Origin of the sequence: Pseudomonas sp. K8, from assembly GCF_014889455.1 — a bacterium.
Taxonomy (GTDB): domain Bacteria; phylum Pseudomonadota; class Gammaproteobacteria; order Pseudomonadales; family Pseudomonadaceae; genus Aquipseudomonas; species Aquipseudomonas veronii.
In genome coordinates this window covers 25312-46572 of the sequence record NZ_VJWO01000011.1, presented here as the reverse complement: position 1 = coordinate 46572, position 21261 = coordinate 25312, and the positions used below count along the sequence as shown (strand labels likewise).

At 62.5% G+C, this 21261-nt stretch carries 23 protein-coding genes; 13 read left to right on the top strand and 10 right to left on the bottom strand.

Annotated features, from left to right (window positions below):
• Positions 1-65 precede the first annotated feature (65 nt).
• Genes hmgA through maiA form a run of 3 tightly spaced genes read left to right on the top strand, consistent with a single transcriptional unit; the run spans position 66 to position 3287 of the window.
• Positions 66-1349 (top strand): homogentisate 1,2-dioxygenase, encoded by a 1284-nt coding sequence (gene hmgA / locus INT12_RS10710; RefSeq protein ID WP_193040082.1) that lies wholly within the window; start codon positions 66-68, stop codon positions 1347-1349.
• 3 nt (positions 1350-1352) lie between these two features.
• Positions 1353-2639: a fumarylacetoacetase gene (gene fahA / locus INT12_RS10705; RefSeq protein WP_193040081.1), complete on the top strand. Its 1287-nt coding sequence runs from the start codon at positions 1353-1355 to the stop codon at positions 2637-2639.
• 12 nt (positions 2640-2651) lie between these two features.
• Positions 2652-3287 carry a maleylacetoacetate isomerase gene (maiA, locus tag INT12_RS10700; protein ID WP_079442905.1) on the top strand — a complete coding sequence of 212 codons (636 nt, stop codon included), beginning with the start codon at positions 2652-2654 and terminating at the stop codon, positions 3285-3287.
• A 15-nt stretch (positions 3288-3302) separates the two neighbouring features.
• On the opposite strand, the gene INT12_RS10695 is transcribed toward maiA, so the two are convergent.
• A complete protein-coding gene (locus tag INT12_RS10695) occupies positions 3303-4106 on the bottom strand; it encodes a SirB1 family protein (RefSeq protein WP_046488617.1) in 804 nt (267 codons plus the stop codon).
• 185 nt (positions 4107-4291) lie between these two features.
• On the opposite strand from INT12_RS10695, the gene INT12_RS10690 reads away from it, so the two are divergent.
• Positions 4292-5311 (top strand): Leu/Phe/Val dehydrogenase, encoded by a 1020-nt coding sequence (locus tag INT12_RS10690; protein ID WP_017848678.1) that lies wholly within the window; start codon positions 4292-4294, stop codon positions 5309-5311.
• A 55-nt stretch (positions 5312-5366) separates the two neighbouring features.
• Here INT12_RS10690 and INT12_RS10685 read toward each other — a convergent pair whose 3' ends face one another.
• Positions 5367-5627, bottom strand: coding sequence for a YebG family protein (locus INT12_RS10685; protein WP_017848679.1), 261 nt, complete (start codon positions 5625-5627; stop codon positions 5367-5369).
• Positions 5628-5875: 248 nt separating this feature from the next.
• Here INT12_RS10685 and INT12_RS10680 point away from each other — a divergent pair, with 248 nt between their 5' ends.
• Positions 5876-6361 (top strand): phosphate-starvation-inducible protein PsiE, encoded by a 486-nt coding sequence (locus INT12_RS10680; RefSeq protein ID WP_046488615.1) that lies wholly within the window; start codon positions 5876-5878, stop codon positions 6359-6361.
• Here the strand turns inward: INT12_RS10680 and INT12_RS10675 are convergent.
• Complete coding sequence (locus tag INT12_RS10675; protein WP_017844523.1) at positions 6358-6675, bottom strand: DUF3509 domain-containing protein; 318 nt, start codon at positions 6673-6675, stop codon at positions 6358-6360. The two genes, INT12_RS10680 and INT12_RS10675, sit on opposite strands and share 4 nt — an antisense overlap.
• Before the next feature lie 568 nt (positions 6676-7243).
• Between INT12_RS10675 and INT12_RS10670 the strand changes: the two genes are divergently transcribed.
• Positions 7244-7654 carry an HPF/RaiA family ribosome-associated protein gene (locus INT12_RS10670; protein WP_017844524.1) on the top strand — a complete coding sequence of 137 codons (411 nt, stop codon included), beginning with the start codon at positions 7244-7246 and terminating at the stop codon, positions 7652-7654.
• Between the two features lie 54 nt (positions 7655-7708).
• Here the strand turns inward: INT12_RS10670 and INT12_RS10665 are convergent, their stop codons facing one another.
• The gene (locus tag INT12_RS10665; protein ID WP_193040080.1) at positions 7709-9229 is read right to left on the bottom strand and encodes an MFS transporter; all 1521 of its coding nucleotides are present in this window, start codon (positions 9227-9229) and stop codon (positions 7709-7711) included.
• 106 nt (positions 9230-9335) lie between these two features.
• Here INT12_RS10665 and INT12_RS10660 point away from each other — a divergent pair, with 106 nt between their 5' ends.
• The 6 genes from INT12_RS10660 (at position 9336) to INT12_RS10635 (ending at position 14103) form a co-directional block, all read left to right on the top strand.
• The gene (locus INT12_RS10660) at positions 9336-10247 is read left to right on the top strand and encodes a LysR family transcriptional regulator (RefSeq protein ID WP_026139741.1); all 912 of its coding nucleotides are present in this window, start codon (positions 9336-9338) and stop codon (positions 10245-10247) included.
• Between the two features lie 95 nt (positions 10248-10342).
• The gene (locus INT12_RS10655) at positions 10343-10645 is read left to right on the top strand and encodes a DUF3649 domain-containing protein (protein WP_046384598.1); all 303 of its coding nucleotides are present in this window, start codon (positions 10343-10345) and stop codon (positions 10643-10645) included.
• The gene (locus tag INT12_RS10650) at positions 10642-12216 is read left to right on the top strand and encodes a PepSY domain-containing protein (RefSeq protein WP_046488612.1); all 1575 of its coding nucleotides are present in this window, start codon (positions 10642-10644) and stop codon (positions 12214-12216) included. Before INT12_RS10655 ends, INT12_RS10650 begins: the two co-directional genes overlap by 4 nt.
• On the top strand, positions 12217-12543 hold the full coding sequence (locus INT12_RS10645) for a DUF3325 domain-containing protein (RefSeq protein ID WP_193040445.1): 327 nt from the start codon (positions 12217-12219) through the stop codon (positions 12541-12543).
• 7 nt (positions 12544-12550) lie between these two features.
• Positions 12551-13129: an RNA polymerase sigma factor gene (locus tag INT12_RS10640; RefSeq protein WP_079442912.1), complete on the top strand. Its 579-nt coding sequence runs from the start codon at positions 12551-12553 to the stop codon at positions 13127-13129.
• Complete coding sequence (locus tag INT12_RS10635) at positions 13126-14103, top strand: FecR family protein (RefSeq protein WP_193040446.1); 978 nt, start codon at positions 13126-13128, stop codon at positions 14101-14103. Before INT12_RS10640 ends, INT12_RS10635 begins: the two co-directional genes overlap by 4 nt.
• Here INT12_RS10635 and INT12_RS10630 read toward each other — a convergent pair whose 3' ends face one another.
• A complete protein-coding gene (locus INT12_RS10630) occupies positions 14104-14454 on the bottom strand; it encodes a glutaredoxin family protein (protein ID WP_017844532.1) in 351 nt (116 codons plus the stop codon). It abuts the gene before it with no gap.
• The gene (yejK, locus tag INT12_RS10625; RefSeq protein ID WP_017844533.1) at positions 14454-15458 is read right to left on the bottom strand and encodes a nucleoid-associated protein YejK; all 1005 of its coding nucleotides are present in this window, start codon (positions 15456-15458) and stop codon (positions 14454-14456) included. Before yejK ends, INT12_RS10630 begins: the two co-directional genes overlap by 1 nt.
• 397 nt (positions 15459-15855) lie before the next feature.
• Here yejK and INT12_RS10620 point away from each other — a divergent pair, with 397 nt between their 5' ends.
• Positions 15856-16137 carry an HU family DNA-binding protein gene (locus INT12_RS10620; RefSeq protein WP_003188840.1) on the top strand — a complete coding sequence of 94 codons (282 nt, stop codon included), beginning with the start codon at positions 15856-15858 and terminating at the stop codon, positions 16135-16137.
• A gap of 67 nt (positions 16138-16204) precedes the next feature.
• Here the strand turns inward: INT12_RS10620 and rlmF are convergent, their stop codons facing one another.
• The 4 genes from rlmF to INT12_RS10600 all read right to left on the bottom strand — a co-directional run bounded on the left by rlmF (position 16205) and on the right by INT12_RS10600 (position 21245).
• The gene (gene rlmF, locus INT12_RS10615) at positions 16205-17227 is read right to left on the bottom strand and encodes a 23S rRNA (adenine(1618)-N(6))-methyltransferase RlmF (RefSeq protein ID WP_079442914.1); all 1023 of its coding nucleotides are present in this window, start codon (positions 17225-17227) and stop codon (positions 16205-16207) included.
• 156 nt (positions 17228-17383) lie between these two features.
• Positions 17384-20230, bottom strand: a complete 2847-nt coding sequence (locus INT12_RS10610; protein ID WP_017844535.1) for a valine--tRNA ligase — start codon at positions 20228-20230, stop codon at positions 17384-17386.
• A gap of 174 nt (positions 20231-20404) precedes the next feature.
• The gene (locus INT12_RS10605; RefSeq protein WP_017844537.1) at positions 20405-20809 is read right to left on the bottom strand and encodes a hypothetical protein; all 405 of its coding nucleotides are present in this window, start codon (positions 20807-20809) and stop codon (positions 20405-20407) included.
• A 7-nt stretch (positions 20810-20816) separates the two neighbouring features.
• On the bottom strand, positions 20817-21245 hold the full coding sequence (locus tag INT12_RS10600) for a DNA polymerase III subunit chi (RefSeq protein ID WP_017844538.1): 429 nt from the start codon (positions 21243-21245) through the stop codon (positions 20817-20819).
• Positions 21246-21261: the final 16 nt, after the last annotated feature.

Here is a 21261-nt window from a genome sequence, read left to right as displayed (position 1 = left end):
AGTGATCAAATTACGTTATGCGTAACTGGATTACGATAAAAACAACTTCCGTCAGAGGATGATCCATGAACCTCGAATACCTCTCGGGCTTCGGCAATGAATTCGCCAGCGAAGCCCTGCCCGGCGCGCTGCCGGTCGGCCAGAACTCCCCGCAAAAAGCGCCTTACGGCCTGTACACCGAACTCTTCTCCGGCACGGCCTTCACCATGGTGCGCAGTGAAGCGCGCCGTACCTGGCTGTATCGCATCCAGCCGTCGGCCCATCATCCGGCGTTCGTCAAACTGGAGCGGCAACTGGCCGGTGGGCCGCTGGGCGCGGTGACGCCGAATCGGCTGCGTTGGGACCCGTTGGCGATACCGAGCGAGCCGACCGACTTCATCGATGGCCTGGTTGGCATGGCGGCCAATGCCGGGGCGGAGCAACCGTCGGGCATCAGCATTTACCATTACGGCGCCAACCGTTCGATGCAGCGCGTGTTCTTCAACGCCGATGGCGAGCTGTTGATCGTGCCTGAGCAGGGCCGCTTGCGTATCGCCAGCGAACTCGGGGTGTTGGAGGTCGAGCCGTTGGAAATTGTCGTGCTGCCACGCGGCCTGAAATTCCGCGTCGAACTGCTGGATGCGCAGGCGCGCGGTTATGTCGCCGAAAACCACGGCGCCCCGCTGCGCCTGCCGGACCTCGGCCCGATCGGCAGCAACGGCCTGGCCAACCCGCGTGATTTTCTGACCCCGGTTGCCCACTACGAAGACCGCCAGCAGCCGACGACCCTGGTGCAGAAATTCCTCGGCGAACTGTGGGCCTGCGAACTCGACCATTCGCCCCTCGACGTCGTGGCCTGGCATGGCAACAACGTGCCGTACAAATACGACCTGCGTCGGTTCAATACGATCGGCACGGTGAGTTTCGATCATCCCGACCCGTCGATCTTCACCGTATTGACCTCGCCCACCAGCGTGCATGGCCTGGCCAACCTCGATTTCGTGATCTTCCCGCCGCGCTGGATGGTGGCCGAGAACACCTTCCGGCCGCCGTGGTTCCACCGCAACCTGATGAACGAATACATGGGCCTGATCCAGGGTGCCTACGACGCCAAGGCCGAAGGCTTCCTGCCCGGCGGCGCGTCGCTGCACAGCTGCATGAGCGCCCACGGCCCGGATGGCGAGACCTGCACCAAGGCGATCAATGTCGAGCTGACCCCGCACAAGATCGACGACACCATGGCGTTCATGTTCGAGACCAGCCAAGTGCTGCGCCCGACGCGCTTCGCCCTGGACTGCCCGCAACTACAATCTGCTTATGACGCGTGCTGGGCCTCGCTGCCCGTCACCTTCGACCCGAACCGGAGATAACCCATGACGCAATCAACGCTCGCCCGCAGTTGGGTCACCAGCGCCAACGGTCATCGTGATTTTCCCCTGCAAAACCTGCCGCTGGGGGTGTTCAGCATCAACGGCTCGGCGCCGCGCAGTGGCGTGGCGATCGGCGACTGCATTCTCGACCTGCTGGCCGCCCGCGATGCGTTTGACGGTGAAGCGCTGCGCGCCGTCGATGCCACTGCCGGCGGGCAGTTGAACGCGTTCTTCGAGCTGGGCCGTGGCCCGCGCGTGGCCTTGCGCGAGCGCCTGTTGGCATTGCTCGGGGAGGGCAGCCCGCTGCAAGCACGCGAAGCCGAAGTGCTGCACCGCGCCGCCGATTGCCAGATGCACCTGCCCGCCAAGATCAATGACTACACCGACTTCTATGTCGGCATCGAACACGCGCAGAACGTCGGCAAACTGTTCCGCCCCGACAACCCGCTGCTGCCCAACTACAAGTACGTGCCGATCGGTTATCACGGCCGTGCATCGACCATTCGCCCGTCCGGCACCGAGGTGCGCCGCCCCAAAGGCCAGACCCTGCCGGCCGGCCAGACCGAGCCGAGCTTCGGCCCCTGCGCGCGGCTGGACTACGAGTTGGAGCTGGGCATCTGGATCGGCCAGGGCAATGCCATGGGCGACTCGATTGCCATTGGCGAGGCGGCCGAGCACATTGCCGGTTTCTGCCTGCTCAACGACTGGTCGGCGCGGGATATCCAGGCCTGGGAGTACCAGCCGCTGGGGCCGTTCCTGTCGAAGAGTTTTATCACCAGCATCTCGCCGTGGGTGCTGACGGCCGAAGCGCTGGCGCCGTTCCGCCAGGCACAACCGGCACGTCCCGAAGGCGATCCGCAGCCGCTGCCGTACCTGCTGGATCAAGGCGATCAGGCGGCGGGCGCGTTCAATATCGAGCTGGAGGTGCTGCTGACCACGGCGTCGATGCGTGAACAGAACCTGCCGGCCCAGCGCCTGACCCTGAGCAACACCCAGTACATGTACTGGACCGTGGCGCAAATGGTTGCGCACCACAGCGTCAATGGCTGCCAGTTGCAGGCCGGCGATCTGTTCGGTTCGGGCACCTTGTCCGGGCCGCAGCCGGGGCAGTTCGGCAGCCTGCTGGAGATCACCGAGGGTGGCAAGAAGCCGATTGAACTGGCGTCGGGCGAGGTGCGTAAATTTCTCGAAGACGGTGATGAAATCATCCTGCGCGGCCGTTGCAGCCGTGATGGTTTTGCCTCTATCGGCTTCGGCGAATGCCGCGGCACGGTGGTCGCGGCGCGCTGAGGGGGCGGGGCGATGGAACTTTACACTTACTATCGGTCCACTGCGTCGTACCGGGTACGGATCGCGCTGGCGCTCAAGGGCCTGGACTTCACCGCCGTGCCAGTCAACCTTGTGGCGCCGGCGGGCGGCGCCCATCGCCAGCCGGAGTACCTGGCGATCAACCCACAAGGTCGCGTCCCGGCGCTGCGTACCGATGACGGCGAACTGTTGATCCAGTCGTCGGCGATCATCGAATACCTGGAGGAATGTTATCCACAGGTGCCGCTGCTGTCCCGGGACCTGGCAGCCCGCGCCCATGCGCGTGCGGTGGCGTCGATCATCGCCTGTGACATTCACCCGCTGCACAACTCCAGCACCCAGAACCTGCTGCGCCAGTGGGGCCATGATGAAACCCAGGTGCTGGCCTGGATCGGTCATTGGATCAGCCAGGGCTTGGACGCGGTCGAGCAGTTGATTGGCGATCACGGGTTTTGCTTTGGCGAGCAGCCGGGGCTGGCGGATGCGTTTCTGATTCCGCAGCTGTATGCCGCCGAGCGCTTCAAGGTGGCGTTGGCGGGGTATCCGCGTATCGGGCGGGTGGCGGCTTTGGCGGCGCAGCATCCGGCGTTTATCCAGGCGCACCCTGCCAACCAGCCTGATACACCCTAGACGCGCTCGTTGTGTTCAGTGAATCACTGAGTTGGGCGGCAAGTGGCCCAGCCGCTGGGTCAGGCGCAGGCGCTGGATCGGGTCTTCGCTGAGCAGCAGCGCGTGCTCCAGGTCGAAACGCTCGGCGCTTGGGCAGTCCAGGCGTTGATACAGGCTGGCCCGCGCCAGGTAATCGGCGGCGCTGGCATGGCCCAGTTCCAGCACGCGCTCGGCGTCGACCAGGGCGGCCAGCGGGTCGTCATTGGAGAGGTACAACTGGCGCAGGTTGCGCGACAGTCGTTGCAGGATCGAGCGTGGGCTGGCGGTGCGCAGGTGGTCGGCCTGCAGCTTGAGGTCAGGGCCGTATTGGCGTTGCAACAGTTCGCGGCAATCGTTGGGGTACAGGCGTCGGCCGCCGCAAGGGTCGAGCAGGTGATCGGCGCCGGGTACCCGCAGCAGGAAGTGGCCGGGGAAGTTGACGCCGACCATCGGGATATTCAGGCGTTGCGCCAGTTCCATCGCGATCAGCCCCATGGCCAGGGGTTGTCCGCGCTTGCGCTGCAACACCTTGTCCAGCAGCGCGGCGGCGGGGCGCAGCGGGGTGAAGTCATCCTGGGCGAACCCCAGGTCATTCAGGCGTCGCAGCAACGGCTGGCCGAGCTCATCCGCCGGCAACAGGGGCATGCCCAGGCTGACCTGCTGTTGCAGCACGTTGAGCTCCTGCAGGATCAACAGCGGTTGCACCGTTGGGTCATGCTCGGCCGCAATCCACAGCGCAGCTTCAAACAGCGCAGGGGGCGAACGTTCCAGGCAGGCGAAAAAGGCGTGACGGGGGTTCATTGCATTCTCCGGCGGATGCTCCCGTTTTAGCCTTGCTGAGAATTTTCGTCCAGTAGCTTGAGAGATATCCTACTTGCTTATGTCGCAGGCCCCGCAAAACCGGGTGGCTTATTCCCGCGCACTTCGGCAGTTTTCTGCCGCAGGCCTATACTTGGCGACACCAGAAGTGATTCGGGAGCTTGACGATGTTTGCTCTCATGCACAGCACCCGCCTTGAATCGCTGCACCTAAGCATCGACCCGACGACCGGGTTGAAGGCGATCATAGCCATCCACAACAGCCGCCTGGGGCCTGCCCTGGGTGGTTGTCGTTACCTCGCATATCCCGACGACGAAAGCGCGGTGGCCGACGCCGCACGCCTGGCCCAAGGCATGAGCTACAAGGCCGCCCTGGCGGGTTTGCCGGTGGGCGGTGGTTGCGCCGTGATCCTGCGCCCCGCCCATGTGGAAAGCCGCGCAGCCCTGTTTGAAGCCTTCGGGCGATGTGTCGAGCAACTTGACGGCCGCTATATCACCGCCATCGACAGTGGCACCTCGGTGGCCGACATGGATTGCATTGCCCAGCAAACCCGCTTCGTCACCAGCACCACCGCCGCCGGCGACCCTGCGCCCCATGCCGCCATGGGCGTATTCGCCGGCATCCGCACCACCGCGATGGCGCGCCTGGGCAGCGACAATCTCGAAGGCTTGCGCGTGGCGATCCAGGGCCTGGGCAACGTCGGTTACGCCCTCGCCGAACAACTGCATGCCGCCGGCGCCGAACTGCTGGTCAGCGACATCGACCAAGGCAAAGTGCAACTGGCCATGGAGCAACTCGGCGCACACCCGATCGCCAATGACGCCTTGCTCAGCACCCCCTGCGACATCCTCGCGCCCTGCGGTCTCGGCGCCGTGTTCAATCGCAACAGCGTCGGCCAACTGCGCTGCGCCGCCGTGGCCGGTTCCGCCAGTGCGCAACTGACCAACCTGCAAGTCGCCGACCAGTTGGAAGGGCGCGGCATCCTCTACGCCCCGGACTATGTGATCAACTCCGGTGGCCTGATCTACGTCGCCCTCAAGCACAGCGGCGCCGAACTGCCGACCATCACCGCGCACCTGTCGAACATCGGCACGCGCCTGACCGAAATCTTCGCCCACGCCCAGGCCGAAAAACGCTCCCCTGCACGGGTCGCCGATGAACTGGCCGAGCGCCTGCTTTACCGCTAGCCCACGCATTAAAAAGGCCCTGAATCATCGATTCAGGGCCTGTTCAATTCGGGCTTTATTCCGCCGGCGGGTTCAGCAACTCGGACAGCGCGTCCGGTTGGCTCCTGAACGCCTTGGCAAAGACATCGCGGTTTTTCGCCATGTAGATCCCGGCCTCTTCAACCTGCTGCTCGCTCAACGACGGCACGGCTTTTTGCAACACTTCTGCGAGCAACTCAGCGAGTTCAAGCATCTTGTCATGACGGTCAGCTTCGGCTTTATCCATGAACAAACGCTCCAGATCTCGGCTGCTGCGGTATACCACTTCGACGGCCATTCACCACCTCACATGCCTTCACGATAGTTGTCTTTTTCGACTACTGTATTTATATACAGCTAAAAGGGTAAGCCAAACCGTGGGGTTTGGGTAGCAGTTTTTTAATGTAGCCCGGAAATACAGGTTTGGAGTGTCCCATGTCACCCTGCCATCATCTTATCTCTACCTCTGGCCTTTTTTCTGCATGCAGAACAACCGTCACGTCCAAGCCGCATTATCCGGTCGAGCCGACCTAAGGAAGCATCATCGTGAAAATCAACTGGGCCGAAAAGCTGCGTCAGAATGTCCACGGGCTGGCCGAGTCGCTGGGCAATCTGTTTGTCGAGTCGTTCCACTACCTGGCGTTGTTCGCCATCGGTGCGGTGACCGCCTGGGCGGCGGTGATGGAATTTCTGGGGATGCTGGAGAACGGGCACATCAAGATCGATGACATCTTGCTGTTGTTCATCTACCTGGAATTGGGCGCCATGGTCGGGATTTACTTCAAGACCAACCACATGCCGGTGCGCTTCCTGATCTACGTGGCGATCACCGCGCTGACGCGTCTGCTGATCTCCAACGTGTCCCACCACAACCCGCCGGACATCGGCATCATTTACCTGTGCGGCGGGATTCTGTTGTTGGCGTTCTCGATTCTGGTGGTGCGCTACGCGTCGTCGGCGTTTCCCTCGGTGAAGGTGCAAGGCCCGCACCGCAAGGGCGAGAGCCCTGAAACAGAGAAAGGCGAGCTTTAAAGCCTGACGCTCAAGGGCAGGGCGCGGGTGGGCGGTCGCTGCAACAGCTTGTGACTGTCCCCGTCCGTCATCACCGCCAGGATCTCCATGGCGCTGTGGCCCTGCTCGATGGCAATGCCGAACTGAATGCTTTGCACCAGGCGCTTGAGCCGTTGCGGGTCGTTGCGTTGTGCGGCGCTGATCATGCGCTTGACCACCACGCCCTGCTCATTCGAGAGGGTCAGCATGATGCTGCCATCCAGGCGCTGGATGCTCAGGTTGACCCGGTATTGTGGGGTGAAGGTGTCGGTGATGATCTGAAAAGGATTGTCCATGGTGCGTTACCGCCTGATAAGAACATGCAGTCATTGACGACCGAGGTCTGGATTAGTTCGCGTTGCCTGACCACCGGCCACTCCGTCGCTGAGGGTTCACAACATCCGTTTGCCTCATCAGTTGTACAGCAAGGGCCGTGCCGTACAGCGACCTGTCTGACGCTGGAATCACCTGTAGGAGGGGGCTTGCCCGCGATTGCGGTGGATCAACTGATGAATCCTCGGCTGAGAGACGGCTATCGCGGGCGAGCCGGTTCCCACATGGGTTGGCGTCGTGCTTTGTTTCAGGGCAATAGCGAGAATGCGGTGCATGATTGGTCGGCGGCGCAAGCAGGCGCGCGCGGGGCAACGATGAAGATTGCGGGGGGTAGGAAGATGTAACTAACTCCCCACCCTACCAGCGTTTTTGCTTGTAGTCAGGGTTAATTTGTAATGTGGGATTTATCTTTGCAAAGGGGTTGAATTGTTTCTCTGACTGCTCAATTGTGTAATCAAGAGGTCATGGTTTCACCACCCCGGTGTTGCAGTTTGTGACCTCTCGCGAGCTAGCTGAAATAAGGGAAGAACTATGCAAATCCAAGTCAATAGCGATAACCATATTGAAAGCAGCATCCGACTGGAGGAGTGGGTACGTAATACCATTGAAAGCACGCTCGAACGTTATGACGAAGACCTGACCCGCGTTGAGGTCTACCTGCGGGATGAGAACGGCGACAAGCCCGGTCCCCACGATTTAAGCTGCCGCCTGGAAGCACGGCCAAAGGGCCATCAACCGCTTTCGGTGCTGCATAAAGCCGATACGCTGGAACTGGCGATCGACGGTGCCGCGACCAAGCTGGACCATGCGTTGGAACACTTGTTCGGCAAACTGCAAGGCAAGCCACGCGCTGCCGCGAAAAATGTGCCGGCCAACAAAGTGAATGATGACGCGCTTGAAGAGGAATTCCTGGAAAACGAAAACGCTGCAATTAACAGCTGACAGTTTTTTCATTCCCCACTGAGAACGGGCCTGCAGATGCAGGCCCGTTTTTGTTTACCTGCTGCGTCGGAAAAAATACCCGCTCAACCACGCCAACCCACACGCCCCTACGCCCGCAAACAACATCGCCCAACCTGCGCCGTGGCGCAGCGCCGCTTGGGCATCCGCGCGCGCCAGCCCCATCGAGCTCAGCACTTCCAGCTTGCCCGCTGCAATGTGCTGACTGATCGCGGGCCAATCCAGTGCGCTGGTTTCGGGCAGCACTTCGGCCAGTTGATGGCTGATCCCCAGCAAGAGCACCAAACCCATCAGCGCAATATTCAGCGCCAGGGTGATCAGCCGCGCACTGAGGTCGATACCCGAGGCCATGCCGGCGCGATCCGCCGAGACCGAGCCGGTGGTGGTGTTGGTAGTCGGTGAGTTGGTCAGCGCCAAGCCCACGCCGGCCATCGCGCAACTGAACAGCACCAGCACGATGTTTGGATGCGCGGCGCCATTGGCGGCGGCCATGGCCAGAAAACCGCTGCCCATCACCCCCAGGCCCAGCGGGATGATGCGTGCGGCGCCGTAGCGCAGGGCCAGGCGTTCGGCCAGCGGCGGTACCAGCAAGGTGGGCAGGGTATAGGCGAGCAGGGCGCTGCCGGTGGTCAGGGTGTCGTAGCCCAGGCCCGCCTGGAAGTACAACGGCAGGTAGATCATGAACGGCCAGAAGCTGAAGTTCATGCCGATCGACCCCATCAACGCGCCGTTGAAGCGTTGGATGCGAAACACCGAAAAATCGAACATCGGATGGGCACTGCGCCGCTCAATCAAGCTGAACAGCAGCAGCGCTGCCAGCGACAGGCCGGCCCAGCCCAGCATGGCCGGTGCGCCAAAGCCATTCTCGGTGCCTTGGGTGATGAAATAAACCAACGCAAACACCGACAGCGTCAAGGTGAGCATGCCGGCGATATCGAGGCGATGGCTGGCCGGGTCGCGCGACTCCTGCACGCTGACATGCAGCAGCACCAGAGTCAGCAAGGTCAGCGGCACATGTACGAGAAACACCCAGCGCCAGTCCGCCACCGCCAGGATCAACGCCCCGACCATCGGCCCGAAGCCCAGGCCCAGGCCCGCGATCACGCCCCACACCGCAAAAGCCCGCGCCCGCGCCGCCGGTTCACGGAACTGGTGCGACAAAATCGCGAACTGGCAGATCATCATCGCCCCGGCGCCCATGCCCTGGACGAAACGCGCCGTGATCAGCAGGGACGCGTCTTCAGCCAGCCCGCAGGCCAGCGAGGCCAAGCCAAACAGCCACAGGCACAGCACCAGCATGCGTCGCCGGCCAAAGCGGTCGGCCAGCGTGCCGGCAGCCATCAGTACGCTGGTGCAGGCCAGGGTGTAGGCGTTCATGATCCATTGGGCATCCTGGAAACCCGTGCCCAATTGTTGTTCCAGCGTGGGCAGGATCACCGGCACGCTGGAGATTTCCAGGCCGAACATCAGCGCCACCAGGCACACGGCGGTGAGGGCGAGCGCGTTTCTGGCGGAGCTTGATGGGCTGACAGCCGATACAGCGACGGCGGGAGGCATGGGGTCTTCCTTTCGAGAGGTGGAGCGTGTCATTCTCGCGGGAAGTAGATTCTTTATTCGTGACAAATTTTCCTTCAATCAGGGAATCAAAGGCGACAATTACAGCATGGCCACCCCACGTTTTGATGGCGTTGAACTCTTTCTGCAGATCGTCGAGAGCGGCAACCTGACCGAAGCCGCCGAACGGCTGAACCTCACCCGTTCGGCCGTGGGCAAAGGCTTGGCGCGCCTCGAGGCGCGCCTGGGCACGTGCCTGTTGCAGCGTTCCACCCGCCGCCAGCGGTTGACTGAGGACGGGCAGGCTTATTACGAGCATTGCCTGCGCGCGCTGGCCGAGCTGGAAGCGGCCGAATCCGTGCTCGAAAGCGGTCGGCAGCAGCCTCGCGGGCGCTTGAGGGCGAGCTTGCCGCTGGCTTTCGGGCATCACTACGCGGCGCCGGCGTTGTGGGGCTTGCTGGACCGTTTTGCGCAGTTGGAGATTGATATTTCGTTTTCTGACCGGCTGATCGACGTGGCCCAGGAAGGCTTCGACCTGGCGGTGCGAATCGGCGCGTTACCCGACACTGACCGCTTGAGCGCCCGGCGCCTGGGCGAACAGGCCATCGGCCTGGCGGCGGCGCCGGCGTATTTGCGCCGCGTCGGTCGAATCGAGTGTCTCGAGGATTTGGCCGGGCACCGCGGCATTGCCTACCGCTGCAATGCGCCGCGCCTGGAGTGGGAACTCAATGATGCCCAAGGCCGCCCGCACCGTGCGCGGGTCGCCTCGCCGCTGATGATGGACGACCTCCAGGCCGTGGCCGATGCCGCCATCGCTGGCGTGGGCCTGGCCTGGTTGCCGAGCTGGCTGATCGCGCACTATGTGCTGCGCGGGCAGCTGGAAGCGGTACTGCCGAGCTACCGCGAGCAACCCGCGCCGATTCATGTGATCTGGCCCACCGCGGCGCACATGCCGGCCAAGACGCGCTGCGCCATCGACGCCCTGGTCGCGGGCACCCCGAGTTGCCTGGCGGGCAGCTAGATCTACGCCTTCGAGCAGGTGATTCATTCGTTCTCTTTTGCTTATGAGAATATTTATCATTAATATTGCGCTCTGATGAACCTGGCGCTCCCCGCATGAAAAGCAAAACCTCGCTTCCCGCCGCTTACCGCCTCGCTGTCACGTCACGCGCATTGGCCGCTGTGGTCGGCGGCTATCTGATGGCGTCTCTGGCCGCCGTCTGCCTGGCGCTGTGGCTGCCCACGTCCCGCGCCGACGCAGTGATCACCGGGATGATGAGTTCGTTTGTGTTCTACCTGTTGGCGGTGCTGTGGTGCTTTGCCTGCCGCACCGCATGGCGTGCCTGGTGTGGCGTGATGCTGCCGAGCGCGTTGTTCGCGACCCTGGCAGGTGTGGGTGTATGGATGGCACGCACATGAAAGAAGGATTCCGCCAGGCCATGGCCTGGTTGCACACTTGGGCCGGACTGATCTTTGGCTGGCTGCTGTTTGCGATTTTCCTGACGGGCACCTTGTCGTATTTCAAGGATGAAATCAGCCATTGGACCCAGCCCGAAGTGCAGGCCAGGCCGTTGGACGATGGGCGCAGCCTCGCGGTGGCCCAAGCCTACCTGCAGCAGCAGGCGCCCACCGCCGCGCGCTGGATTATCACCTTGCCGAACAGCCGCGACCCTGGCCTGTCGGTGATGTGGCAAGACAAGGTCGACCCGGGCAAGCGCGGCAACTTCATCCAGAAAGTCCTCGACCCGGTCAGCGGCCAAGCCGTGCAAGCCCGCGAAAGCATGGGCGGCGAGTTCTTCTATCGCTTCCACTTCCAGCTGCAAATGCCGTACCCCTGGGGCCGCTGGTTATCCACCTTCGCCGCGATGGTGATGTTGGTCGCGTTGATCACCGGCATCATCACCCACAAAAAAATCTTCAAGGACTTCTTCACCTTCCGCCCCCGCAAGGGCCAGCGCTCCTGGCTCGATGGGCATAACGCCGTGGGCGTGCTGGTGCTGCCGTTTCATTTGATGATCACCTACAGCAGCCTGGTGATCTTCATGAGCATGGTCATGCCGGCCCCGATCGTGGCCTCTTACGGCAACGACAGCCGGGCCTTCTTCAACGAGGTGTTCCCCGCCACCGACAACGCCCCGGCGCTGGGCCAGCCCGGCACATTGTTGCCGTTGCTGCCGATGTACGAACAGGCGCGGGCGCAGTGGGCGGGCGGGCATGTCGGGCGCTTGGTGGTGAATAACCCGAGTGATGCGAATGCCTCGGTCAATGTGGTCCGCGCCGGCGCCGACCGCGTGGTGCATGATTTCGGCAGCACCGTGTCGTTCAACGGCAGTACCGGCGAGCGGCTGCGGGTCAGCGCCGAGCAATCGCTGCCGGCGGCGATCGGTGGCAGTTTCTATGGCCTGCACATGGGCCGTTTCGCCGGCCCGGTGTTGCGCTGGCTGTACTTTATCTGTGGGCTGGCGGGCACCGCGATGATCGGCACCGGCCTGGTGATCTGGCTCGGCAAGCGCCAGCTCAAGCACGCCAAAACCGGCGGCATGCCGTTTGAGCTGCGCCTGGTCGAAGTGCTCAATATTGCCAGCATGTCCGGGTTGTTGATCGCCATCGCGGCGTTCTTCTGGGCCAACCGTTTGTTGCCGGTGAGCTTCGCCCAGCGCGCCGACTGGGAAGTGCAAATGTTCTTTATCGCGTGGGGCCTGAGCCTGTTGCACGCCATGCTGCGCCGAGGGCGCCAGGCCTGGGTCGAGCAACTGAGCGTTGGCGCGCTGTTGTTTGGCGCGATCCCTGCGCTCAACGCGCTGACCACCTCGCACCACTTGGGCGTGTCACTGGCGACGGGCGACTGGGCCATGGCCGGCTTCGACCTGACGTGCCTGGGCAGCGGGGTATTCCTCGCCTGGGCCGCCTGGAAGATGCACCACCGCACGGCGCCCCAGCCCAGGGCCGAACGGGCGCGCGCGCTCACTCTCAAACCGGAGGCGCATTGAATGCTGCTTGCATGGCTGATGTGCTACGTCGGGTTTACCGCACTGTGCCTGTCCACCGACCGTCACCATGGCGAACTGCTGCGCAGCAAGCCGTCGCCGCGCCGCCGCCTGGGGTTGCGCGCGGTCGGCGGGGGGTGCTTGACGCTATCGATCTGGCCAGCGGTGGCTGCCTCGGGGTGGGCCCAAGGCCTGGTGGAGTGGTGCGCGGTGTTGATGCTCAGCGCGCTGCTGCTGGTGCTGCTGTTGCCGTATTGGCCGAGGTTGGTCTTGAGCCTGGCGGGCGTCGGCCTGCTGGCCGGTCCCGTCGCAGCCTTTGCCACCCTGTGAGCCGCGCATGATGATCAGTACGCCACCGGAACCCCAGGACAGCCCGCACGCGGACGCGGCGGGTGGGCGCGCGCATTTCCTGCAGGTGTTTTTGTCCCAGCGTTCGCAGATGGAAGCGCTGGTCAGCCGGCGCGTGGGCTGTCGTGCCACTGCAGCCGACCTGGTGCAGGACTTGTTCCTGCGCTTCTGGCGCCGGCCGCTGGTGCAGGTCGAAGAACTCAGCACGTACCTGCTGCGCTGCGCCGGCAATATCGCCATCGACCACCTGCGCAGCGAAGGCGCGCGGGTGCGCAGCAACGAAGGCTGGTTGCCCGAGCAGCAGGACAATCAAGGCTCCGAACCCCAGGCTGCACTGGAGGCCGGCAACGACCTGCGCCACGTCGAGGCGGCCTTGCGCAGCTTGCCCGAGCGCACCCGCCAGATCTTCCTGCTCAACCGCATCCATGGCCGCAAATACGCGCAAATCGCCAAGGCCATGGGGCTGTCCCAAAGTGCCGTGGAAAAACATATGATGCGTGCCCTCGAAGCCTGCAAAGCCAGCCTTCGCGAGCCATTGCCTCCACGCACGCCAGGGAAAGCACCGTGAACGTCACTCCCACGCCCGACCAGCAACAGGCCGCACTGGCCTGGCTGAGCCTGTTGCACGACCAGCCCAGCAGCGGCGACCAGGCCACCTTCAGCCTTTGGCTGCGGGCTGATCCGGCACACGTCGAGGCCTATTCCCAGGCCCAGGTGCTATGGGAGTTGAGCGAAGTGCCGGCGCGTAAACTGGCGGACGAAGACGCGTTGGCCTTACAGGGCTACCTGAATGCGATGCACACCTCGCAGCGCTCACGGGCCATGCGCGGGGTGGGTGCCCTGGCCATAGCCGCGTGCCTGGTGTTGATGGTGTGCATGGGCGGCGGCTGGCAACCGTCGCGCTGGGTCGATGACCTGGGGGCGGACTACGTGACGGCGCCGGGCGAGGTGAAAACCGTGACCCTGGCCGATCAATCCCGCGTCACCCTGGATGCCGACAGCGCCATCGCCGTGGATTTCAGCCAGGGTGAGCGGCATGTCCAACTGCGGCGCGGCGCGGGCTTTTTCAGCGTGACTCACACCGGCGCGGCATTTGTGGTGGGCGCGGGCAGTGGTGAAACACGGGTGCTGGGCACGCAGTTCGAAGTGCGTCTGCAACCGGCGGGCGCGCAGGTGACAGTGTTGTCGGGGCGGGTTGGCGTCACGCCGGCCAAGCAGGGTGCGCAGCAAATTCTTACGGCGGGCCAGCAAATGAGCTACGCCGAGGGCGTGGCCGAGCCCCTGCACGCGGTCGACAGCGAATCACGCCTGGCCTGGCGCGACGGCTGGCTCAACTACTACAAGGCACCGCTGGCCGAGGTGATCGAGGATCTGCAGCGTTACTACCCTGGGCGCATCCTGCTGCTCAACGACGAAGTGGGCTCCCGGCGTGTCAGCGGCAGCTTCCCGAGCAACGATCCGCTAGCCGTGCTGAATGGCTTGCAAGCGGTGCTGGGGTTCGAGCAGCACACGCTGCTGGGGCGGCTGATCGTGGTGCGCTGATTACTTCAGCGCCGCCATGATCTTCTCGGGGCTGTAATCGCGAATCAACGTGCCATTCACGTCCACGAACGGAATCCCGCCGCCGCCCAACGCTTCATAGGCCTTGCGCGCCTGGGCGTCTTTTTCGATATCGAGCGCCTGGTACGGAATGCCTTTCTGGTCGAGGAAGCGGCGGATCTGTTTGCAGTAGCCACACCACTCGGTGGAGTAGAGCACCACGCGCGCCGAAGCCCGCGTTTGCTCCGGGACCACCTGGGACGGGTTGAACAGCCGTTCGACCTTGCCCCAGTTCTGGATCGCCACCACCACCAGCAACACCAGCAGGACTTTTTTAAGGACCCCGCCGAGCATCAGTTGCGGCGCTTGAGCTGGTCGGTCAGTTGGGTCGGCAGGCCCTTGATGATCAAGGTGCCGGCGGCTTCGTCGTACTCAATCTTGTCGCCCAGCAGGTGCGCTTCAAAGCTGATCGACAGCCCTTCGGCGCGCCCGGTGAAGCGGCGGAACTGGTTGAGGGTGCGTTTGTCGGCCGGGATCTCCGGCGACAGCCCATAGTCCTTGTTGCGGATGTGGTCATAAAACGCCTTAGGCCGATCTTCATCGATCAGACCCGACAGTTCTTCCAGGCCCATCGGCTCGCCGAGCTTGGCCTGGCTGCTGGCGTAGTCCACCAGGGTCTTGGTCTTTTCGCGGGCGGTTTCGTCCGGCAGGTCCTCGCTTTCAACGAAGTCGCTGAACGCCTTGAGCAGGGTGCGCGTTTCGCCCGGGCCGTCGACGCCTTCCTGGCAGCCGATGAAGTCGCGGAAGTACTCCGAGACTTTCTTGCCGTTCTTGCCCTTGATGAACGAGATGTACTGCTTGGACTGCTTGTTGTTCTGCCACTCGGACACGTTGATCCGCGCCGCCAGGTGCAACTGGCCCAGGTCCAGGTGGCGCGATGGCGTTACGTCCAGTTCGTCGGTGACCGCCACGCCTTCGCTGTGGTGCAGCAGGGCGATGGCCAGGTAGTCGGTCATGCCTTGCTGGTAGTGGGCAAACAGCACGTGGCCGCCGGTGGACAGGTTGGACTCTTCCATCAGCTTCTGCAGGTGTTCGACGGCGGTGCGGCTGAACGTGGTGAAATCCTGGCCCCCGTCGAAATACTCCTTCAACCAGCCGCTGAACGGGTGCGCGCCCGACTCGGCATGGAAGAAACCCCAGGCCTTGCCTTGTTTGGCGTTGTAGCTCTCGTTGAGGTCGGCAAGCATGTTCTCGATCGCGGCCGACTCGGCAAGTTCGGAGTCGCGGGCGTGGAGAACTGCGGGTGTGCCGTCGGGTTTTTTGTCGATCAGGTGGACGATGCAATGACGGATCGGCATAGGCTTCTCGGCTGGTTGATAGGGGAGCGGTTGGCCTCCCCGAAAAGTCGCCCAGTGTACCGCACCCATTGGCCAAGACGTGCTTCGAAGGTGTTTTGGAAGGCCTCTGACGGGCCATATGCCTTTTTTTCACGGTTTAGAGCGATAAAGCTGACCAAATGGGTAGGTAGAAGCGGATATTTCCCCGTCTCTGTGCTAGTTTTGCCCGGTCTTACGCCCAAGACTCGGCGTTAAGCGTGCATTCAGTATTTGTCAGGTCGAACCAATCCTCGTTTCAAGCATCTATAACCCCGATCTCCGAGGTTATAGCCGGGGATGCCAGGCCTTGACGGTCGGGCTCGACGGCTGACACTGCACTCTGCAATCCATATGAATTTGATAGGGAAGGAACACCACAATGGCTATTACTAAAGACCAACTGATCGCTGACCTGGCTGAAGCAGTAGACGCACCGAAAACCACCGTGCGCGCTCTGCTGGACCAACTGAGCCAAGTTGTTGCTGATCAGCTGGAAAACGGCGGCGAAATCACTCTGCCAGGCGTTGGCAAACTGAAAGTGACCGAGCGTCCTGCCCGTACTGGCCGTAACCCTTCGACTGGCGCTGCCATCGAAATCGCTGCCAAGAAAGTTATCAAGCTGGTTGTGGCCAAAGGCCTGACCGACGCTGTTAACAAGTAAGACGCAGCAAAAAAAACCGTGCGCCGGAGCGATCCGGGCACGGTTTTTTGTTGCCCGGGATTTAGGCTCAGTCTTTGCGCGCCCAGCGCTGGCGCCATACCTGCTGCTCGGACGGGGTCTGGAAGGTCCAGGCGACAAAGCGGCTCTGTTTCTGGCCCTGGGACATTTCCACCACCTGGCTTTGCAGCACGCCGGCTTTTCTCAGCGCGGTCTCGATCGCGGGCAGGTTCGAGGCTTTCGACACCAGGGTGCTGAACCACAACACCTTGTGGGCAAAGTGCGCGCTCTCGGCGATCAATTGCGTCACGAAGCGCGCTTCACCGCCTTCACACCACAGTTCGGCCGATTGGCCGCCGAAGTTCAGCACCGGCAACTTGCGTTTTGGGTCAGCCTTGCCCAGGGCGCGCCATTTGCGTTCGCTGCCTTTGGTGGCTTCGTCCATGGACGCATGGAACGGCGGGTTGCACATGGTCAGGTCAAAGCGCTCGCCCGGTTCCAGCAGGCCCAGCAGGATCTGTTTGGGGTTGCTTTGCTGGCGAAGCTGGATCGCCTTGTTCAGGCCGTTGGACTGCACGATGGCCTTGGCGGCGGCGACGGCAGTAGGGTCGACTTCCGAGCCGAGGAAGTGCCAGCGGTATTCGCTGTAGCCGATCAGCGGGTAGACGCAGTTGGCGCCCATGCCGATGTCCAGCACCTTGACCGGCGCGCCGCGGGGAATTTCGCCGTCATTGACGCTGGCCAGCAGGTCGGCGAGGAAGTGGACGTAGTCGGCACGCCCCGGCACCGGCGGGCACAGGTAATCCGCCGGGATGTCCCAATGCTGCACGCCATAGAAGGACTTCAACAGCGCCCGGTTGAACACGCGCACGGCGTCCGGGCTGGCGAAGTCGATGCTTTCCTTGCCGTAGGGGTTGATGATCACGAATTGCGCCAGTTCCGGCGTGGTCTTGATCAGCGCCGGGAAGTCGTAACGGCCCTGGTGGCGGTTGCGCGGGTGCAGGCTGGCCTCTTTGCGCGGCACGACGGGTTTGGCCGTGGTGGCGGTCTTGGGCTTCTTGCGCGGAGGTTTCGGTGTGCTGGGGGCGGTCATGTTGATTCTGGTGTTGGCTCAAAGTGGTGGGCATTGTCACACATCCTGAGGTCAACTCGATCAAATGTGGAAGGGAGCAAGCCCCCTCCCACATTGATCGGGTTTGCAAAGGAAAAAAAAGAGACCCGCAGGTCTCTTTTTTCACACGGCTAGCCCTTACAGGCTGGAAATCCGCGCATGTTGCTCCGCCAGCTTGCCCAGGGCCTGTTCGGCCTCGGCCAGTTTGGCGCGTTCTTTGTCGATTACTTCAGCCGGTGCCTTGTCGACGAATGCCGCGTTGGACAGCTTGCCGCCGACCCGCTGCACTTCGCCTTGCAGGCGTGCAATTTCCTTGTCGAGACGGGCCAGTTCTGCGCCTTTGTCGATCAGGCCGGCCATCGGCACCAGCACTTCCATGTCGCCGACCAGTGCGGTCGCCGACAGTGGCGCTTCGGCGTCATCCGCCAATACGGTGATCGATTCGAGCTTGGCCAGCTTCTTGAGCAGCGCATCGTTCTCGCTGAGACGACGCTGGTCTTCGGCGCTGGCGTTCTTCACGAACACCGCCAGTGGCTTGCCCGGGCCGATGTTCATCTCGGCGCGGATGTTGCGCGTGCCGAGCATCAGGGTCTTGAGCCATTCGATATCGCTTTCGGCAGCCTCATCAATGCGGGCTTCGTTGGCCACCGGCCAAGGTTGCAGCATGATGGTCTTGCCTTGGATACCGGCCAGCGGCGCGAGGCGCTGCCAGATTTCTTCGGTGATGAACGGCATGAATGGGTGCGCCAGGCGCAGTGCCACTTCGAGGACGCGCACCAGGGTGCGACGGGTGCCGCGCTGACGTTCGATCGGCGCGTTCTCGTCCCACAGCACCGGCTTGGACAGTTCCAGGTACCAGTCGCAATACTGGTTCCAGATGAACTCGTACAAGGCCTGTGCAGCCAGGTCGAAACGGAACTGGTCGAGTTGGCGGGTCACTTCGGCTTCGGTACGCTGCAGTTGCGAGATGATCCAGCGGTCGGCCAGGGTCAGTTCGACTTCTTCGCCGTTCTGCCCGCAGTCTTCGCCTTTATCCAGGACGTAGCGCGCCGCGTTCCAGATCTTGTTGCAGAAGTTGCGATAGCCTTCGACGCGGCCCATGTCGAACTTGATGTCGCGACCGGTGGACGCCAGCGAGCAGAAGGTGAAGCGCAGGGCGTCGGTGCCGTAGCTGGCGATGCCGTCGGCGAACTCGTCGCGGGTCTGCTTCTCGATCTTCTTCGCCAGTTTCGGCTGCATCAGGCCCGAGGTGCGTTTCTGCACCAGGGTTTCCAGGTCGATGCCGTCGATGATGTCCAGCGGGTCCAGAACGTTGCCCTTGGACTTGGACATCTTCTGGCCCTGGCCATCACGCACCAGGCCATGGACGTACACGGTCTTGAACGGTACTTGCGGCGTGCCGTCTTCGTTCTTCACCAGGTGCATGGTCAGCATGATCATCCGGGCAACCCAGAAGAAAATGATGTCGAAGCCGGTGACCAGCACGTCGGTGGAGTGGAATGTCTTCAGGAACTCGGTCTGCTGCGGCCAGCCCAGGGTAGAGAAGGTCCACAGGCCCGAGCTGAACCAGGTGTCCAGTACGTCATTGTCCTGCTGCAGCGCTACGTCCGGGCCGAGGTTGTGCTTGGCGCGCACTTCGGCTTCGTCGCGGCCGACATAGACCTTGCCCGACTCGTCGTACCAGGCCGGAATGCGGTGGCCCCACCATAGCTGACGGCTGATGCACCAGTCCTGGATGTCGCGCATCCACGAGAAGTACATGTTTTCATACTGTTTAGGCACGAACTGGATGCGGCCATCTTCCACGGCTGCAATCGCAGGCTCGGCCAGCGGCTTGGTAGACACGTACCACTGGTCGGTCAGCCACGGTTCGATGATGGTGCCGGAGCGGTCGCCCTTCGGCACTTTCAGGTTGTGGTCGTCGACGCTGACCAGCAGGCCGGCGGCGTCGAAGGCGGCAACGATCTGCTTGCGCGCTTCGAAACGGTCGAGGCCGACGTATTCGGCCGGGATCTTGCCGTCGATGCTCTCGTTCAGCGTGCCGTCCAGATTGAAGACCTGGCAGGCCGGCAGTACGGCAGCATTCTTGTCGAAGATGTTCAGCAGCGGCAGGTTGTGGCGCTTGCCGACTTCGTAGTCGTTGAAATCGTGGGCCGGGGTGATTTTCACGCAGCCGGTGCCGAATTCGGGGTCGCAGTAGTCGTCGGCGATGATCGGGATGCGGCGGCCGACCAGCGGCAGCTCGACGAACTTGCCGATCAGGGCCTGATAGCGCTCATCGTTCGGGTTCACGGCCACGGCGGCATCGCCGAGCATGGTTTCCGGACGGGTGGTGGCGACGATCAGGTAGTCGTGGCCTTCAGCGGTCTTGGCGCCGTCAGCCAGCGGGTACTTGAGGTTCCACAGGAAGCCTTTCTCGTCGTGGTTTTCCACTTCGAGGTCGGAAATCGCCGTGTGCAGCTTGGTGTCCCAGTTGACCAGGCGCTTGCCGCGGTAGATCAGGCCGTCTTCATGCAGGCGCACGAAGGCTTCTTTCACGGCTTCCGACAGGCCGTCGTCCATGGTGAAGCGCTCGCGGCTCCAGTCGACGGACGAACCCAGGCGACGGATCTGACGGCTGATGTTGCCGCCGGACTGATCCTTCCATTCCCAGACTTTCTCCAGGAATTTCTCGCGGCCCAGGTCGTGACGGCTCTGGCCGGTGGCTTCGAGTTGGCGCTCCACCAGCATCTGCGTGGCGATACCGGCGTGGTCGGTGCCCGGTTGCCACAGGGTGTTGCGGCCCTGCATGCGGCGGAAACGGATCAACGCATCCATGATCGCATTGTTGAAGCCATGGCCCATGTGCAGGCTGCCAGTGACGTTCGGTGGCGGAATCATAATGGTGTAGGAATCGCCCGCGCCTTGCGGAGCGAAATAATTCTCGGACTCCCAGGTCTGGTACCAGGAAGTTTCAATAGCGTGCGGCTGGTAGGTCTTATCCATGCGCGGCGGGACCCTAGTTGGCATTAATTCAGGAAAGCCGGCAAGTATAACGGGGGATAGGGGCGAGGGGTAGGAGCGAGCTTGCTCGCGAAAACCTGAAGGGCCGCGCGTTCATTCAGGATGTCCGCGCCATCATTGACGATTTTCGCGAGCAAGCTCGCTCCTACAGGGGCGCTAATTCTGGTACTGGCTGAGCAACCGCTCCATCCGCGCATCCATCCGGCGCTTGATCTCGGTTTCGATATGCGGGGCGAAGTCGTCGATCACGTCTTGCATGATCAGTTGCGCGGCGGCGCGCAGTTCGTTGTCCAGGTGCAGCAGCAAGGCATCCGGGGTTTTTTCGGCAGGCGCGGCAGCGGGTGCCGCTTCGACAACCGGTGGGGCCGGCGCAGGTTGCGGTTCGAGCGGTTCAACCGGCTTGGCGCCGACCATGTCGAACAACAAGGGGATCTGCACGTCGCCATTGACGGTTTCTGTCAATAACGGCGGTTGAAGGTTGTCATCACCCAGCAACTGACGGATCGACTCCAGGTCGTCCAACAGGTGGCCGTCTTTTTTTATCGTGTTCGGGGTGTCCATCATGCACTCAAAGTCGTTGTAGCCGGTGATCCTGCAAAGGATAGCCCTGTTCGCGATAGAAACGGAAACTCTCCCGCGCGGCCTGACGAATAGCCGGATCTTCCACCACCACTTCCGCCACACGGGCGAACGCCTTGGCAAAGGCCGGGACTTTCAGGTCGAGGTTGACCAGCAGGTCATGGTGATCGCCGCAGCTGTCGCCCACGCCCAGGACCACCTGGCCGTCGGGTTCAGCTTCTGCGGGGCCGTGGGGCACGAAACTTTCGCCCTTGAAGCGCCACAGGCGTGCGTCGAGCTCGTCGCGTTGGGCGGCATCGCTGCAATGCAGGTAGATGCGGTGGCCCATGCGCCAGGCTTTTTCGGTGAGTTTGCAGGCAAAGTCCAGGCGCGCGAGCGGATCGGCGCTGGGCAGTATATAGAAGTCAACTTGGGTCATTGCGGTTCCTGGAGCC